14 protein-coding genes are annotated in these 16,906 nt (G+C 44.4%); 9 read left to right on the forward strand and 5 right to left on the reverse strand.

Features of this window, described 5'->3' with window-relative positions; all coding sequences use genetic code 11:
- Nucleotides 1–148: 148 nt before the first annotated feature.
- Complete coding sequence (locus tag AACT19_RS06150; RefSeq protein WP_076645723.1) at nt 149–1,294, reverse strand: Na/Pi symporter; 1,146 nt, start codon at nt 1,292–1,294, stop codon at nt 149–151.
- A 389-nt stretch (nt 1,295–1,683) separates the two neighbouring features.
- Here AACT19_RS06150 and nhaR point away from each other — a divergent pair, with 389 nt between their 5' ends.
- A complete protein-coding gene (nhaR, locus tag AACT19_RS06155; protein WP_004735027.1) occupies nt 1,684–2,574 on the forward strand; it encodes a transcriptional activator NhaR in 891 nt (296 codons plus the stop codon).
- Nucleotides 2,575–2,673: 99 nt separating this feature from the next.
- Nucleotides 2,674–2,967, forward strand: coding sequence for an ArsR/SmtB family transcription factor (locus AACT19_RS06160; protein ID WP_004735028.1), 294 nt, complete (start codon nt 2,674–2,676; stop codon nt 2,965–2,967).
- Between the two features lie 412 nt (nt 2,968–3,379).
- Here AACT19_RS06160 and rpsT read toward each other — a convergent pair whose 3' ends face one another.
- Nucleotides 3,380–3,640: a 30S ribosomal protein S20 gene (gene rpsT, locus AACT19_RS06165; RefSeq protein WP_012603273.1), complete on the reverse strand. Its 261-nt coding sequence runs from the start codon at nt 3,638–3,640 to the stop codon at nt 3,380–3,382.
- Between the two features lie 251 nt (nt 3,641–3,891).
- Here rpsT and murJ point away from each other — a divergent pair, with 251 nt between their 5' ends.
- From murJ to ispH, 6 genes are all read left to right on the forward strand, one after another.
- On the forward strand, nt 3,892–5,454 hold the full coding sequence (gene murJ / locus AACT19_RS06170; RefSeq protein ID WP_050546228.1) for a murein biosynthesis integral membrane protein MurJ: 1,563 nt from the start codon (nt 3,892–3,894) through the stop codon (nt 5,452–5,454).
- A gap of 70 nt (nt 5,455–5,524) precedes the next feature.
- Nucleotides 5,525–6,460 (forward strand): bifunctional riboflavin kinase/FAD synthetase, encoded by a 936-nt coding sequence (ribF, locus tag AACT19_RS06175; RefSeq protein WP_076645725.1) that lies wholly within the window; start codon nt 5,525–5,527, stop codon nt 6,458–6,460.
- A gap of 63 nt (nt 6,461–6,523) precedes the next feature.
- The gene (gene ileS, locus AACT19_RS06180) at nt 6,524–9,382 is read left to right on the forward strand and encodes an isoleucine--tRNA ligase (protein ID WP_004735055.1); all 2,859 of its coding nucleotides are present in this window, start codon (nt 6,524–6,526) and stop codon (nt 9,380–9,382) included.
- A gap of 160 nt (nt 9,383–9,542) precedes the next feature.
- The gene (gene lspA, locus AACT19_RS06185; RefSeq protein ID WP_004735054.1) at nt 9,543–10,043 is read left to right on the forward strand and encodes a signal peptidase II; all 501 of its coding nucleotides are present in this window, start codon (nt 9,543–9,545) and stop codon (nt 10,041–10,043) included.
- A 194-nt stretch (nt 10,044–10,237) separates the two neighbouring features.
- On the forward strand, nt 10,238–10,669 hold the full coding sequence (gene fkpB, locus AACT19_RS06190; protein WP_017088633.1) for an FKBP-type peptidyl-prolyl cis-trans isomerase: 432 nt from the start codon (nt 10,238–10,240) through the stop codon (nt 10,667–10,669).
- 127 nt (nt 10,670–10,796) lie between these two features.
- Nucleotides 10,797–11,753, forward strand: coding sequence for a 4-hydroxy-3-methylbut-2-enyl diphosphate reductase (gene ispH, locus AACT19_RS06195; RefSeq protein ID WP_012603278.1), 957 nt, complete (start codon nt 10,797–10,799; stop codon nt 11,751–11,753).
- A gap of 157 nt (nt 11,754–11,910) precedes the next feature.
- On the opposite strand, the gene btsR is transcribed toward ispH, so the two are convergent.
- The 3 genes from btsR to AACT19_RS06210 all read right to left on the reverse strand — a co-directional run bounded on the left by btsR (nt 11,911) and on the right by AACT19_RS06210 (nt 16,211).
- On the reverse strand, nt 11,911–12,642 hold the full coding sequence (gene btsR / locus AACT19_RS06200) for a two-component system response regulator BtsR (RefSeq protein ID WP_017087547.1): 732 nt from the start codon (nt 12,640–12,642) through the stop codon (nt 11,911–11,913).
- Nucleotides 12,643–12,747: 105 nt separating this feature from the next.
- Nucleotides 12,748–14,418, reverse strand: a complete 1,671-nt coding sequence (locus tag AACT19_RS06205) for a sensor histidine kinase (RefSeq protein WP_017077727.1) — start codon at nt 14,416–14,418, stop codon at nt 12,748–12,750.
- Nucleotides 14,419–14,720: 302 nt separating this feature from the next.
- Nucleotides 14,721–16,211 (reverse strand): carbon starvation CstA family protein, encoded by a 1,491-nt coding sequence (locus tag AACT19_RS06210; RefSeq protein WP_076645727.1) that lies wholly within the window; start codon nt 16,209–16,211, stop codon nt 14,721–14,723.
- A 252-nt stretch (nt 16,212–16,463) separates the two neighbouring features.
- Here AACT19_RS06210 and AACT19_RS06215 point away from each other — a divergent pair, with 252 nt between their 5' ends.
- A complete protein-coding gene (locus tag AACT19_RS06215; protein ID WP_017091341.1) occupies nt 16,464–16,814 on the forward strand; it encodes a DUF2799 domain-containing protein in 351 nt (116 codons plus the stop codon).
- Nucleotides 16,815–16,906: the final 92 nt, after the last annotated feature.

Raw genomic sequence — 16,906 nt, forward strand, 5'->3', positions numbered from 1 at the left:
CTTCGTTACTCGTTTACTCGCATCCAGTATCTGCTTTTTGCTTCCCTCACCTGCTCTTAAAAAGAAAAAGCCCGCAACCTAGGAGGTTGCGGGCTTTGTTATAAGCGATGTGTCTTGTTAGCGGTTAAGCTATCTAATTATTTAGCGATTAAGCCGTCAGTGCTAACACGGTACCAGGCAGTACAAGGAATACCGCAATAAGGTAACCAGCCACTACAGATTTGTTCTTCACAGCCATGTCAGAAATAATATCAGCGGCTTTTACTGGTAGTTCACGTAGGAACGGAATACCAAAGATGAATACCGTTGCCATGATGTTGAACACCAAGTGTACTAGAGCAATCTGCAGTGCAAATACTGCGAACTCACCAGATACTGCTGTCGCGGCTAATAGAGCGGTAATACACGTACCGATGTTTGCACCCAGAGTGAATGGGTAAACGTCACGTACTTTAAGAACACCTGAACCTACTAGTGGAACCATCAAGCTTGTTGTCGTTGAAGAAGACTGAACAAGGATAGTAACGATAGAGCCAGAAGCGATACCGTGGATAGGACCACGACCAATTGCATTCTTTAGAATCTCACGAGCACGACCCACCATCAGGCTCTTCATTAGCTTACCCATTACCGTGATAGCTACGAAGATAGTCGCGATACCTAGAACGATAAGCATGATACCGCCAACAGTGTCGCCAAATGTCGATAGTGGCTCTTTAATCGCACTGACTACTGGTTTAGTGATTGGCTTGATGAAGTTAAGACCACCCATGCTCATATCACCTGTTGCTAGCATCGGTGATACTAACCAGTGAGAAATCTTCTCTAGAATACCAAACGCCATCTCTAGTGGTAGGAAGATAGCAACGGCTAATAGGTTAAAGAAGTCGTGAATCGTCGCACTTGCGAATGCACGTTTGAACTCATCTTTACAACGAACATGACCAAGGCTAACTAGCGTATTGGTTACTGTAGTACCAATGTTTGCACCCATGATCATAGGGATTGCTAGCCCAACAGGTAAACCACCTGCCACAAGGCCAACGATAATTGAAGTAACTGTACTTGATGATTGAATAAGTGCTGTTGCCACTAAACCAATCATTAAGCCTGCAACTGGGTGTGAAGCAAATTCGAAAAGAACTTTTGCTTGCTCGCCTGTTGCCCATTTGAAGCCTGTACCAACCATTGAAACTGAAAGTAATAGTAGGTAAAGCATGAATGCCAAGTTAGCCCAGCGTAGCCAACGAGTTGTGCTCGAGATAGGCGCTGCTGCAGTAGTAGCTTGGTTCATAATGTTTTCTCCATTGGACCGTTTAAGTCTGTGTTTGGTCTGTTTGTTTAATCTGAGCGTGATGTTAGAGAACAAATATTTCAGTAATATTACATTTTGGTTTAGGTGAGACTTTTTTGTGATGATTTGCCCTTTAAATATTTGGCCTTGAAATGGTTGTGGTTTAACTTATTGTTTTTGTGGGGTTTTATTCGTATTTTTGATAGGTGATATAGATCTTAAAAGTTAGAGAAAAATTAAAAATAATTGCTGAAATATTACATTATGAAATCAGACACTTCGAAAAAATAAGTGGTAATAACTAGTTTGGTTAGGTTTTTCCGAGTTTGTTGAGCGAAGGTGTCATATTTGATATAAAAGGGTATCTACTCTTTTATTACGGCACATCTATGTCGCACCTCAACTATAACCACCTTTATTACTTCTGGATGGTTTGCAAGCAAGGCTCTGTTACTAAAGCAGCAGAAGCTCTATTCCTAACACCACAAACGGTAACAGGTCAGATAAAAGCGTTAGAAGAGCGTATGGATGGCAAGTTGACCAAGCGCAATGGTCGCAGTGTTGAGCCTACAGAGCTTGGACAGCTAGTCTTTAAATATTCCGACCGTATGTTTGGCCTGAGCTACGAGATGCTGGATATCGTGAATTACAGCCAGCACTCCAATATTCTGTTTGATGTTGGTGTTGCAGATGCGCTGTCTAAAAGACTTGTCAGCAAGATACTGATGTCGACTATTCCCCCTGATAACAGTATTCATTTACGCTGCTTTGAATCGACCCATGAAATGCTACTTGAGCAACTGTCTCAACATAAGCTCGATATGATCTTGTCTGACTGTCCGGTGGATTCGAGTCAAAGTCCTGGCCTGTTTAGTAAGAAGTTGGGTGAGAGTGGAATGAGTTTTTTCAGTTCGGGTAAGGTTGAAGGTGTTAGCTTCCCGGCTGTATTAGAGCAAAGAAAGCTTTTGATCCCAGGAAGTCGAACCTCGATGGGGCGTAAAGTGCTGCAATGGTTTGATAGACAAGGACTTAAACCCGATATTTTGGGTGAGTTTGATGACGCGGCATTGATGAAGGCCTTTGCTCGTTATCACGATGACGCTATCTTCTTAGCGCCTACGCTTTATATGTCTGAAGTTGAAGAGGATTCATCACTGCAATTATTGGTTGGTATTGAAGAATTAAAAGAGGAGTACTACGTCATATTTGCTGAGAGGATGATCCAACATCCAGCAGTAAAAAATGTATGTGACGCAGATTTTAGCAAATTGTTCGAGTGAGGCGGTTTGTTAATGAATTGATATCGATTATCATAACGCCACCATATGCCGGAAATACTAATAGCCGTAGTTGGTGTAAAGGTTGTAGGGAGCCAAACTATGAACTTAAAAGAGATGGAGAAGAACTCAGCGCAAGCTGTGATTCTACTCAAAGCCATGGCCAACGAGCGTCGCTTACAGATTTTGTGCCTATTACATGGTACTGAGCTGTCAGTTGGGGAGTTGTGTGGCAAGTTGGAACTGAGTCAGTCTGCTTTATCTCAACATCTTGCTTGGTTGAGAAGAGATGGTTTGGTCGAAACTCGCAAAGAAGCTCAAACTGTGTATTACACATTGAGCAGTGAAGAAGTAAAAGCGATGATTAACCTACTGCATGGTATTTACTGCAAGTAGCTTATTGCTGGTGGGAGGGGGATTTCTTATCAGTGATAGAATGACACAAGGAAGTGTCAGTATTTCATGTCGAATGTTAGTGCCTATCTATTTACCAACCTATCTATTTATCTATTTTCTTGTCTGTTTATTTTCTAGTTGTCTGTTTTTTATATGCTTAGTTGTCTATCGGTAAGCGATACATCTTGTCGTCAGCGATATACCTTTTAGTCAGCGATATGCCTTTTAGTAAGAAAATACGTGTCAGTTAGCCAAATGCCTTTTAGTAAGCTGGTATCTGCCGGTAAATCACGTGCTTTTAAGTAAGCTAAGTAATGTTCAGCAAGAAAAATCGCTGTGTTACTCAAAATTTAAATATAAAAAAACCGGCCGAGGCCGGTTTTTTTCGTTTTGCGTTGTAATCAAATTTCTATTAAAGAGCTTTGATTGCAGCAGCGAAACGAGACTTATGACGTGCAGCTTTATTCTTATGAATAAGGCCTTTAGTCGCCATGCGGTCTAGAAGAGGTGTAACTTCTACAAGAGCAGCAGTTGCAGCTTCTTTATTGCCAGCTTCAATAGCTGCAATAGTTTTTTTCATGTAAGTGCGCATCATAGAACGACGGCTAGCATTGTGCTGGCGACGTTTCTCAGCTTGGATAGCGCGCTTCTTAGCAGATTTACTGTTTGCCAAGGTCTAACTCCCAAAAACTTAGTTCGGTGACAATTTAAGGGCGAGGACTATCCCTCATAGGCGCTTAATTGTCAAATGATTTGTGCAAAAACCAATCTCAGCCAAAACAAATTTTGGTATGGAAAGGTCATCGCGGTTAAGATGGCGGGGATTCTAACAGCATTTTTAGACCAATGCTAATAATTATGCTTCTAAGGACAGGATAGTATTTATCCTTGCTTGAAAGTAATCAACCAGTGTCAGAGGTTTCTGTGAGTAAACGACTATTAAAGTCAGGCCTGATTGTCAGTGCAATGACTTTTGTTTCCCGTGTGTTGGGGCTAGTACGTGATGTAGTAGTAGCAAATTTGATGGGAGCAGGAGCGAGTGCAGACGTATTTTTCTTCGCTAATAAAATTCCTAATTTCTTACGTCGACTTTTTGCAGAAGGTGCGTTTTCTCAAGCGTTTGTTCCTGTATTAACAGAATATCACGCCGCAGGTGATAAAGATAAGACACGAGATTTAATTGCTAAAGTGTCGGGTACGCTCGGGGTTTTAGTATCTATTGTCACCGTTATCGGGGTATTGGGCTCTGGCGTGATCACTGCGATGTTTGGTGCAGGTTGGTTTATCGACTGGTTGAATGATGGCCCAGCAGCCCCTAAATTTGAGCTGGCGAGCTTTATGCTCAAGATTACCTTTCCTTATTTATGGTTTATTACCTTTGTTGCCTTATCTGGTGCAATCCTCAATACCATGGGTAAATTTGCGGTTTCGTCATTTACACCTGTTTTCTTGAACGTAATGATCATTGCTTGTGCTTGGTTTCTTGCTCCTAATTTAGAACAGCCTGAAATTGGCTTGGCAATTGGTGTGTTTCTTGGTGGTTTAGTCCAATTTCTTTTCCAAATGCCTTTCTTGATAAAAGCGGGTGTTCTGGTTAAGCCGAAGTGGGGCTGGAGAGATCCGGGTGTGGTTAAGATCCGCACGCTAATGATCCCAGCTCTGTTCGGTGTATCGGTCAGCCAAATTAACTTATTGTTTGATACCTTTATCGCTAGCTTCCTAGCGACCGGTTCGATCAGTTGGTTGTATTATTCAGACCGACTGCTTGAATTCCCACTAGGTCTATTCGGTATTGCGATTGCGACTGTCATTCTTCCTGCTTTGTCTCGTAAACACGTTGAAGCTCAAGGTGAAGGGTTTGCGCACACCATGGACTGGGGGGTGCGTATGGTGTTGCTGCTTGGCATTCCTGCGATGTTAGGCCTAATAGTTTTAGCTAAGCCGATGCTGATGGTGCTCTTCATGCGTGGTGAGTTTTCGCCACACGATGTACAGCAGGCATCAATGTCATTGGTTGCTTACGCATCGGGTTTGCTTAACTTCATGCTGATTAAAGTGTTAGCTCCGGGCTATTACTCTCGCCAAGATACTAAAACTCCTGTGAAGTACGGCATTATCGCCATGGTCACCAACATGGTGTTCAACGCGATTTTTGCGTATTTCTATGGTTATGTTGGTTTGGCGATAGCGACGGCATTGTCTGCCTTTGTGAATATGGCCTTGTTGTATCGTGGATTGCATCTTGCAGGTGTGTATCAATTATCTAAGACAACCTTGTTGTTCAGTGCCAAATTGATTATCTCAGGCGTAGTGATGGTTGCGGCGATTTTATGGCAGTTGGATAATATGCAACATTGGCTTGAATGGAGCTTTAGCCAGAGAGCGCTGACATTAACAGGCTTGATTGGACTTGGTGGCTTTGTTTATATTGTTTCGGTACTGATTTTAGGTATCCGAGTAAAACATTTAAAAGCAGCGACAGATTAATACTGATTAGTATATAATCCGTCGGTTTCACACAATAAATGATGCAAATAACAGGTTTTAGCTGATCATAATGGAACTGATCCGAGGTATACACAATATTAAAGCGCAGCATCATGGCTGTGTATTAACCATAGGTAACTTCGATGGTGTTCATTTAGGACATCAAGAGGTTCTGAGTCAGGTTTCTAAACAAGCTGCAGCATTAGGGCTCCCTTCTGTTGTCATGACGTTTGAACCACAGCCTATGGAGCTGTTTGCCCGAGGTAAAGCGCCAGCACGTTTAACTCGCTTACGAGATAAATATGTGCAACTGAGTAAGCTAGATATCAGTCGGTTGTTGTGTGTGAATTTCAATCAGTATTTTGCAAGCTTATCCGCAGAAGCATTCATTAAGGATCTTTTGGTTGATAAGCTTGGTGTGAAATTCTTGGTGGTTGGTGACGATTTTTGCTTTGGCAAAGGTCGAACAGGTAATTTCGCGATGCTTAAAGATGCGGGCGAAAAATATGGTTTTGAGGTGGTAAGCACCCAAAGCTATTGCTTAAATCAATTACGAGTAAGCAGCACTGAGATACGGAATGCACTAGCGGTCGATGATTTGGCTGCAAGTGCTACCATGTTAGGGCGTGACTACAGTATTAGTGGTCGTGTGTCTCATGGTCGAAAACTAGGGAGAACTATCGGTTTCCCTACCGCTAACATTCCATTAAAGCGTTGTGTTTCTCCTGTATCGGGAGTGTATGTTGTTGAAGCATTGGATATCGACGGTGTTCCTGTCGGTGGCGTTGCTAATATTGGACAACGACCAACGGTTAATGGTGTAAGGCAGCAATTAGAAGTGCACTTTTTTGACTTTAAAGCCAATTTATATGGTAAACAGTTAGAAGTACGACTTTTGCACAAACTGCGCGACGAGATAAAATTTGAATCGTTCGACGCACTAAAGAATCAAATAGAATTGGATGCTGAAGCCGCAAGGGTGTGGCTGCTTCAGCTAAAGAATTAGTCGGATGATTCCACCGATTAACATAATGTCTAACTTCGCCCAATATAACGGAATTAAGAATCGATGAGTGATTATAAAGATACCCTGAACTTACCAGAAACAGGGTTCCCAATGCGCGGCAATCTGGCAAATCGTGAACCAGAAATGCTGAAGCGTTGGTACAAAGAAGATCTTTACGGCGAAATCCGTAAGGCAAAGAAAGGTAAAAAATCTTTCGTGCTGCATGATGGCCCTCCATACGCGAACGGCGACATTCACATTGGCCACGCGCTGAATAAGATTCTTAAAGACATTATTATCAAATCTAAGACCCTTTCTGGTTTTGATGCACCGTACATCCCAGGTTGGGACTGTCACGGTCTTCCAATCGAGTTAATGGTTGAGAAGAAGAAAGGTAAGCCTGGTCAGAAGATTTCAGCTGCTGAATTCCGCGAAGAGTGTCGTAAGTACGCTGCGGGCCAAGTTGAAGGTCAGAAAGAGAGCTTCAAACGTCTTGGTATCATGGGCGAGTGGGATAAACCTTACCGCACTATGGATTTCGGCACTGAAGCGAACATCATTCGTTCTCTAGGCAAAATCGCAGACAAAGGTCACCTTCTTAAAGGTTTTAAACCCGTTCACTGGTGTACTGACTGTGGTTCTGCTTTGGCTGAAGCTGAAGTTGAATATAAAGATAAAGTTTCTCCATCTATCGATGTGAAATTTACAGCAGCTGACGAAGCGGCGCTTCTAGAGAAATTTACTCTAGCGGAAGGTCACGCGGGTCAGGGCGAAATCTCTATCGTTATCTGGACGACAACACCGTGGACTCTGCCTGCTAACCGCGCAGTATGTCTACGTGATGATCTTGAATACGTACTTATCCAAGTTGAAGCGAATGGCGAACAGCCAGCTCAACGTATCGTTGTTGCTTCTGAACTAGCAAAAGACGTAATGGATCGTACAGGTATCGAGCACTTCCATAACCTTGGTTTTGCGACTGGTGCTGATCTTGAGCTTTCTCAGTTCAACCACCCGTTCTACGACTTTACTGTTCCTGCTGTTCTTGGCGACCACGTTACAACGGATTCAGGTACTGGTGTGGTTCACACTGCGCCTGGTCATGGTCAAGAGGATTTCGTGGTTGGTAAGAAGTACGACCTAGAAATCGCTAACCCAGTAGGCTCAAACGGCGTTTACCTGCCAGATACTGAGCTATTTGCTGGTCAGCATGTATTCAAAGCGAACGATTCTGTTTTAGAAGTTCTAAAAGAGAAAGGTGCACTACTGCATCACCACGCTTACGAGCATAGCTACCCACACTGTTGGAGACATAAAACTCCAATCATCTTCCGTGCAACACCACAGTGGTTCATCTCTATGGATCAAGCTGGCCTACGTGCAAAAGCACTAGAGTCAACGAAGAGTGTTGAATGGATGCCAGAATGGGGTCAAAGCCGTATCGAAGGTATGATCGAAGGTCGCCCTGAGTGGTGTATCTCTCGTCAACGTACTTGGGGTGTGCCAATTGCTCTGTTCGTTCATAAAGAAACATCAGAACTTCACCCAGATAGCCCAGCTCTTATTGAAAAAGTAGCGAAGCTTGTGGAAGAAAAAGGCATTCAAGCTTGGTGGGATGTAGATGCTGCTGAACTGATGGGTGCTGAAGACGCTGACAAGTACGAGAAAGTACTTGATACGTTAGACGTATGGTTCGACTCAGGTGTAACGCACTTCTCTGTTGTGGATTCTCGTGAAGAGTACAACTTCCCGAATGAAGAAAGAACGCACAGTGCTGATCTGTACCTTGAAGGTTCTGACCAACACCGTGGCTGGTTCCAGTCATCTTTGATTTCATCTATCGCGATGAAAGACGAAGCACCATACAAGCAAGTGCTAACGCACGGTTTCGTGGTTGATGGTAACGGCCGTAAAATGTCTAAATCTATTGGTAACGTTGTTGCTCCTAAAGATGTAACCAACAAGCTAGGCGCAGATATCCTACGTCTATGGGTTGCTTCTACGGATTACACTAACGAAGTTGCGGTTTCTGACGAGATCCTTAAGCGTTCTGCTGATGCATACCGTCGTATTCGTAACACGGCTCGTTTCTTCCTAGCGAACTTGAACGGTTTCAACCCTGAAACTGACTTAGTACCTGCTGAAGAAATGGTCGCACTTGATCGCTGGGCTGTTGGCCGTGCTCAAGCTGCACAAGAAGAGATTGTTAAAGCATACGGTGAGTACAACACTCACGGTGTGACTCAGCGTCTAATGCAGTTCTGTTCTATCGAAATGGGTTCTTTCTACCTAGACGTAATTAAAGACCGTCAGTACACAGCGAAACAGGGCAGCCATGCTCAACGTAGCTGTCAAACGGCGCTTTACTACATCGTAGAAGCTCTAGTTCGTTGGATGGCGCCTATCATGTCGTTTACTGCAGATGAAATCTGGAACGAAATGCCTGGCGAGCGCGACACGTTTGTATTCACTGGCGAGTGGTTCGAAGGCCTATTTGGTCTTGCTGACGACGAAGAGCTAAGCAACGAATTCTGGACTGAAATCCAGTCAGTTCGTGGCGCAGTGAACAAGCTTCTTGAAGATGCTCGTAAAGAGAAAACGATCGGTGGTGCATTGCAGGCTGAAGTGACTCTATACGCTGACGACGCACTGGCTGCTAAAATCAACAAGCTAGAAGATGAGCTACGTTTCGTACTTATCACCTCTGCTGCTGTTGTTAAGCCGCTTAGCGACAAGTCTGATACAGCTCAAGCGACAGACGTTGCAGGTTTATACGTTGAAGTTGCAGCAACTGAAGCTGAGAAGTGTGACCGTTGCTGGCACCACACTCCAGATGTAGGCACAATCGAAGGTCACGAGAAAATTTGTGGTCGTTGTGTGTCGAACATCGACGGTGAAGGCGAAGTGCGTAAATACGCATAACGACTCAGAGAAAGACTGAACTTTTTGTAAAAATCATAGCCCCAGTATCAACTGGGGTTATTTTTAATTATAGGAAATGTGTTTAACCGAGTTGAGTGCTCATCATCCCTTAAACAGGATGATTAAATGGGTACTGGCTTCGTAAATACTAGGAATAGAAATGAGTGAAGTTTCGTTAAAACAATCTGGTGTGCGTTGGTTATGGCTGGCTCTGTTGGTCTTCCTTGCTGATATCGGCATCAAACTCTTTGTCATGGACAACATGGGTTATGGCTGGGCAAACCGTATTGAGGTGTTGCCATTCTTTAACTTTTTGTATGTTCATAACTATGGTGCGGCATTTAGCTTTCTGAGCGATCAGAGCGGCTGGCAGCGTTGGTTGTTTACGGGTATCGCATTTGCGGTAACGGGTATGCTGACATACTGGATGAGCAAACTACCTGCAGCAGAAAAGTGGAATAACATTGCTTATGCGATCATCATTGGTGGCGCGGTAGGTAACGTGTTCGACCGTGTTGTACATGGTTTTGTGGTTGATTACCTAGACTTCTACTGGGGTACTTACCATTGGCCTGCATTCAACTTGGCTGATATGGGGATCTGTATCGGTGCTGCGATGATCATCCTAGATGGCTTCCGCAAGAAAGATGAAAGCAAATAGGCGACTCAGGTATTAATGAGTATTAACTAAATCGCTTTGAATTAGATTGCCCTAAAGTCAGTCTATGACTCACAGAATGGAATAGCCCTAAGCGCTGTCGGTTGATTCCGGCGGCGCTTTTTTTTATGCTTCAGTCAACAAGGAAGCAAAGCACAGCGCATCCTCAAATAATAAAGAAATCTAAGGAAAGTAACGTGGCAGCAATTAAAAATGATTCAGCAGTAACTCTACATTTTACGATTAAAATGAAGGATGGTTCAGTTGCCGATAGCACCGAAAATATGGGTAAGCCTGCGAAGTTCGTTATGGGTGATGGCAGCCTAAGTGAGAACTTTGAACAGTGCCTGATTGGTCTTGAAACGGGGACTGAAAAGTCTATCGAATTGAAGGCGCAAGACGCGTTTGGTATGCCAAATCCAGATCACATTCATCATATGGATCGTGCTAAGTTTGTTGGCGACTCTGAAGTCGAAGTTGGCACTATTATGGCTTTCTCTGGTCCTGATGGTATGGAAATTCCAGGTATTATCACTGAGATCGCGGGCGATTCAGTGACGGTTGATTTTAATCATCCATTAGCAGGCCAAGACGTTACGTTTGACGTTAACATCTTAGCGGTGGAATAACGATAGAATAACATCGCCTTACAGGTGTGGCACAACCCAGAGCTTCACTGTCTAGGCGCTTCACTGTAGAATGCGAACCTCGCTGACAGCGAACTCTATAGAAACAACCTTAGTACCGCGGTAAATGATGAGCAATGAAATGAAAATAATGTTAGCTAACCCTCGTGGCTTTTGTGCTGGTGTCGATCGTGCGATCAGCATCGTAGAACGCGCACTGGAAATGTATCAGCCACCGATCTATGTTCGCCATGAAGTGGTGCACAACCGCTTTGTTGTTGAGGGGCTCAAGCAGCGTGGTGCTATTTTTGTCGAAGAACTGAGTGAAGTGCCAGACGACAACATCGTGATCTTCTCTGCTCACGGTGTCTCTCAAGCTGTTCGTAAAGAAGCAAAAGAGCGCGAACTCACCGTATTTGATGCAACGTGTCCTTTGGTAACCAAAGTTCATATGGAAGTTGCTCGTGCGAGCCGCAAACATATGGAAGTGGTACTGATTGGTCACGCGGGTCACCCTGAGGTTGAAGGCACCATGGGTCAGTACGCTAGCCAAACTGGTGGTATGTACTTGGTTGAAAGACCAGAGGATGTACAGAACCTCGTGGTGAATGATCCAAGTAACTTGCATTACGTGAGCCAAACCACGTTGTCAGTTGATGAAACTGCGGATGTGATTGAAGAGTTACGTCGCGTGTTCCCTGAGATCCAAGGCCCACGTAAAGACGACATCTGCTACGCGACTCAAAACCGTCAGGATGCTATCCGTGAGATGGCCGGTGATGTTGATGTCGTGATAGTTGTTGGTTCTAAGAACTCATCGAACTCAACACGTTTGAAAGAGCTGGCTGAAAAGCTAGGCACGCCAGGTTATCTAACCGATTGCCCTGAAGACATTCAAACTGAATGGGTTGAAGGGAAAAAGAAAATCGGTGTAACAGCCGGTGCTTCTGCTCCTGAAGAGTTGGTAAACCAAATCTTAGATCGTATTCGTGAGCTGGGTGCTACCGAGGTTGAAGAGATTCAAGGTCGTGAAGAGAACATGTTCTTCGAAGTACCAAAAGAGCTGCAGATTAAGCAAGTCGACTAATCGCTATTGATTTGTGACAAGATCGATTCGTAACTCTATTGATTCGCAAACACTATCGATTTGTAAACACTATTGATTTGTAAACAGCAGGAAGCCAACGTTGATGCGTTGGCTTTTTTGATCGTGCTTTGGAACAAGGCGTCGAATTTCTAACAGGTTACTGGAGACCGAGTAGCTCTTTCAGTGTCTTGAGGTAGCGGCGGCTGACAGGCACTTCAAAGCCAGTCAGAGTGATGATCTCCGCTAATCCATTTTCCAACAGTTTGATCTCTTGGATCGATTTTATGTTGATCAAATACTGGCGATGACAGCGGATCAAATCGGTCTTTTCTTCTAGGATCTTCAGGGTTAACTGTGAAGTGGCGGTTTGTGATGAGCTACGAACATGCACACCGCTGATATCTGAATACGCGCACTCGACCGTTTGGCTTGCCATGATCACAATGCGGTTGTGACCAATACATGGTATTTGTTCTAAGTGACAGGGAGCAATCGCGGAGATGTTCTGTTCTGGCGCTTTGTGGTTCTGCTTGATGACCTTATTCAGACGACAAACACTCTTGTTTAATCGACAAGGTTCAACTGGCTTAAGTAGGTAGTCAAAAGCGTTATCTTCAAAGGCTTGAATCGCATATTGGTCGTAGGCAGTGACGAATACCACGTAAGGCATGGTGTCTGGATCAAGCATGCTTAACAGTTCGATTCCGGTAACCTGCGGCATTTGGATATCCAAATACACCACGTCAGGCTTGAGCAGGTTGATCTGTTTAAGTCCTTCGATCGCGTTACTTGCTTGGCCGATGATTTCCACTTCTCCAGTTTCGGTCAGTAGTTCAATCAGTTCTTCGCGAGCAAAAAGCTCATCATCGACAACTAATGCCTTTAACATCCTACAATCTTCATCTTGGTTCTATCCCTGCTTGGTTCACGCTTTTCTTTGAAATGTCTGCTTCTAAATGTTTCAACTCGGAGCGAGTCGTCTCCGAAAATGCCCTTATTTCAGTATAGGTATGATAAAGCTCATTCGAGTGAATTGCTGTGGTTGAGATTCTATTTTTAGTGCTGAATCTTGTCCAAAGAAATTAGTGAGTCGTTTATCAACAATTTCCATGCCTAGTCCAACATGATCTTTCGATGGCTTTTGATAATTGCCCGCGTTGTCTTCAACGATCAACTTGACCCCACCCTTGAAAGCCTCGCTATAGATCTTCACTTTGCCACCTTCCAGCATGTTAGAAATCCCATGTTTGATGGCATTTTCGACTAGCGGTTGTAGGGTAAAGCTTGGCAGTTGCGACTCATACAGTTGTGGGTCGATATCCCATTCCACTTCTAGTCGATCAGTAAAGCGTGCTTTCTCTATGGTCAGATAAGCATTAACGTGTGCCAGTTCATCTTTGAGTTTTACCGTGTTGATGTTCTGCTTCAGGTTACTTCTAAAGAAGTGAGACAGATGTTGAATGAGCTCACGTGCTTTATCAGGGTCACGACGTGTAACGGCACTGATGGTGTTAAGTGCATTAAACAAGAAGTGTGGGTTCACTTGAGCGTGCAGCAGTTTGATTTCCGCTTGTGTCAGCAGCGTTTGCTGCTGCTGATAGTTGCTAAATAGGATCTGGCTCGATAATAGCTGAGCGATACCTTCACCCATCGACATATTGATGGTTGAGAATAGTTTCAGCTTTGGCTCATACAGTTTGATGGTTCCGATGACTTCGTTTCCTGCTCTTAACGGGATAATTAGCGCGGAGCCTAGCTTACAATCTTGCGAAAGGGAGCATTGGTACGGATTCTCTTTGCCATCAAGGTAGATGATGTCGTTCTGTTCCATCGAAGTGAGCGTGCTCTGCGATGAAATCGGCGTGTTCGGAATATGGTGTTCGTCACCAATGCCGATGAACGCGAGGATTTTTTCTCGGTCGGTGATCGCCACCGCACCAACGTTGGTCTCTTCGTAAATGATCCGCACTATTTTTTGCGCGTTATCCGAATTGAATCCTCCATGCAAAATACCCACTGAACGCTCGGCGATGGTTAATGCGCGGCGTGAGAAAGTTGCCGAATACTTTTCGAAGATGGTTTTCCGATCTTGGATGATGCTCATGAACAGCGCCGCACCGACCGAGTTAGCAATGATCATTGGCGCGGCAATATCAGAAACCAGAGCATAGGACTGCTCGAATGGTTTCGCGACCGCTAACAGAATTAGCATCTGAATAATCTCTGCAAACAGGGTTACCGAGAAAACCACCAATGGATTAAACAGCTGGCTGGCTTTGTTCTTTCTCACTAGGTAAACGTGTAATAGGCCGCCAATCAAGCCTTCTGCTGTTGTTGAAATCGCGCAAGCTAGATCTGTGAATCCACCCAAAGAGTAACGATGGATTCCGCCAGTAAAACCGACCGCAAAGCCGACAACCGGACCACCAAACAGGCCACCCATAACGGCACCCATCGCACGAGTGTTGGCGATCGCGTCATTAATCTGCAGTCCAAAATAGGTGCCCATAATACAGAACAGGGAAAACAGAACGTAGCAGCTTATCTTATGACTTAAGCGTGAAGAGATGCTCAACAAAGGAAGAATTAGTGGAGTCTTGCTGAGCATGTAAGCAATCACTAAGTAGACACAGGTTTGTTGCAGCAGAGAGAGAATGAGTTCCATATTTTCACCTATTGAGACGCTGGTTAAGTGTAAAGCTCATTGCGTGGTAACGGTAGCTTTGCTTGTGTTTTCATTGGTTATATCGAGTTGCGATTGCTTGTCAGGCGGAGATACCAATATTGATGTACAAATGTATGTTGATGTACCAATGCTGAGATACAGTAAAGCCCATCACAGAGGACGGGCTTTAGTCTTAATTTCCACGAATCACTGGGTGATTACGGGAGCAAGCGAAGTGTGTTTGGCTTGTTCTTTTGTCTCTCTATGAAGACGTGTCTCTTGTTATCAATAGTCTGAAAGAACTAGGCGGTTTTGGTGACGCCTTTTGCTTCTTTTTCTTCTTCATCAGCAAGGTCGATATCGCCTTTGCCTTTTGAAATTTTGATAACGTAAGCCGCAATTCCGAATGCACTCACCACGCCGATGATGGTTGAAAGCTGCATTGGTAGACCGAAGCCCAGCTGGCTGTTGTTCAGGATGAATGTGATACATACAGATGTCATGAACACAGCTGGAACCGTTGTTACCCAGTGCATTTTATTGTGACGAAGTAGGTAAGCCGAAGCTGTCCATAGCATCATGACTGCTGTTGATTGGTTAGCAAAACCGAAGTAGCGCCAGATGATGCCGAAGTCTACTTGAGTCAGGATGCCACCGATAACGAACAGTGGTAAAGCCATCAGTAGGCGGTTACGCAGTGTCTTCTGTTCCATGTTGAAGTATTCAGCAAGGATAAGACGGCTTGAACGGAACGCTGTATCACCAGAAGTGATAGGTAGGATAACCACGCCAAGGAAAGCAAGGATACCGCCAAATACACCCAGTAGGCCAAATGAAGCGCTGTATACCACGTTACCAGGGCCGCCGTTTGCAATCGCGTCAGACAAAGACTCAACTGAACCGAAGAATGACAGAGCAAGCGCACACCAGATTAGAGCGATGATGCCTTCACCAATCATTGCACCGTAGAATACGAAGCGACCATTTTTCTCGTTTTCCATGCAACGCGCCATTAGTGGAGACTGAGTTGCGTGGAAGCCAGAGATAGCACCACAAGCGATGGTAATAAATAGAGCAGGCCAAAGCGGTAGATCGTTAGGGTTCATGTTGGTGAACATGTCTTTCATCTCGAAGCCACCCATGATTTGGTGCTCGTCAGATAGACCAATCGCAGTGATTAGGCCAACAGACATAAAGATAAGCAGTGCACCGAACAGTGGGTAGAAGCGACCAATGATTTTATCGACAGGGACAATCGTTGCGATGATGTAGTAAGCAAAGATGATGACAACCATGGTGCTCGTCGACATTACGAAATCAGTTTGGTCGTTCACTAGGTTAGTGATCATGCCTGCTGGAGCAGAAACGAATACCACACCAACAAGAAGCAGTAGAACAATGGCAAAGATGTTCATAAAGTGTTTTGCGCCATTGCCTAGGTAACGTCCAGTGATAGTTGGAACCGAAGCACCACCATTGCGGATAGATAACATACCTGAGAAGTAGTCGTGTACGGCACCTGCGAAGATACAACCTAGCACGATCCAAAGCATTGCTGCTGGGCCGTAAAGGGCACCCATGATAGGGCCGAAGATTGGACCTACACCTGCAATGTTAAGCAGTTGAACTAGGTAAACCTTTGGCGTCGACATTGGAACGAAGTCCACGCCGTCTTGCTTGGTGTGAGCGGGTGTTTGACGCTTTTCATTGATACCGAAAATCTTCTCGATAAAGGCACCGTAAATAAAGTAGCCACCAATGAGTGCTGCAACACAGGTAAGAAACCACATCATAATTTGTTATCCCTGAATGTATTAATTAAGTCAGGGTGTATATTAAATGAGTGTATGAGAAGAAACTTCCGCTATCAGAGTGAGTGGTCGAATAGCTAATTAAGTGGTGTTATAGCTGATTGAGCGGTTTGTTCTCTTGCTTAAGAGGGCAACAACATACAATGAGTGGACATCAGTACGTGTTCAGCGGAGAATCGCCACAAAGGCAGCGCTTCGTCAGGAAGTGGTGAAGTAACAATATAAAGGATTGAAATGAAAAAAATAATAGCACTATTCGCCGTGGCATTTAGCCTTGCAGGATGCAGCGCCAATGTTCAAGATTTAGCGGCCGAAGGCAATTGGCAAGAGATTGGCTATCGTGACGGTATCAAAGGTAACACTCAACGTTCTTACCAAGAGATGACTAAGCTTGGAACGGTAGACCAATCAAGCTACAGCAAAGGATACTATCTAGGTGTTGCTGAATACTGCAATCCAAACCATGCTTATCAAATTGGTTTATCTGGCCAGGTTTATGAAGGCGTTTGTTCAGGTACGGAAGACGCTCAACGTTTCCGTATGGAATGGCAGCGTGGCTGGGATGAGTTTTCTAACGACTACTAAGCTCAAGATAGCGATTCGAAATTAAAAAGACCAGTGCCGTATGTGTACTGGTCTTTTTGTATGTCGTTAAAGTAGCTGTCTAAATGAGATGC

This window comes from Vibrio sp. 10N.222.47.A9, assembly GCF_963872585.1.
Classification (GTDB): Bacteria; Pseudomonadota; Gammaproteobacteria; order Enterobacterales; family Vibrionaceae; genus Vibrio; species Vibrio splendidus.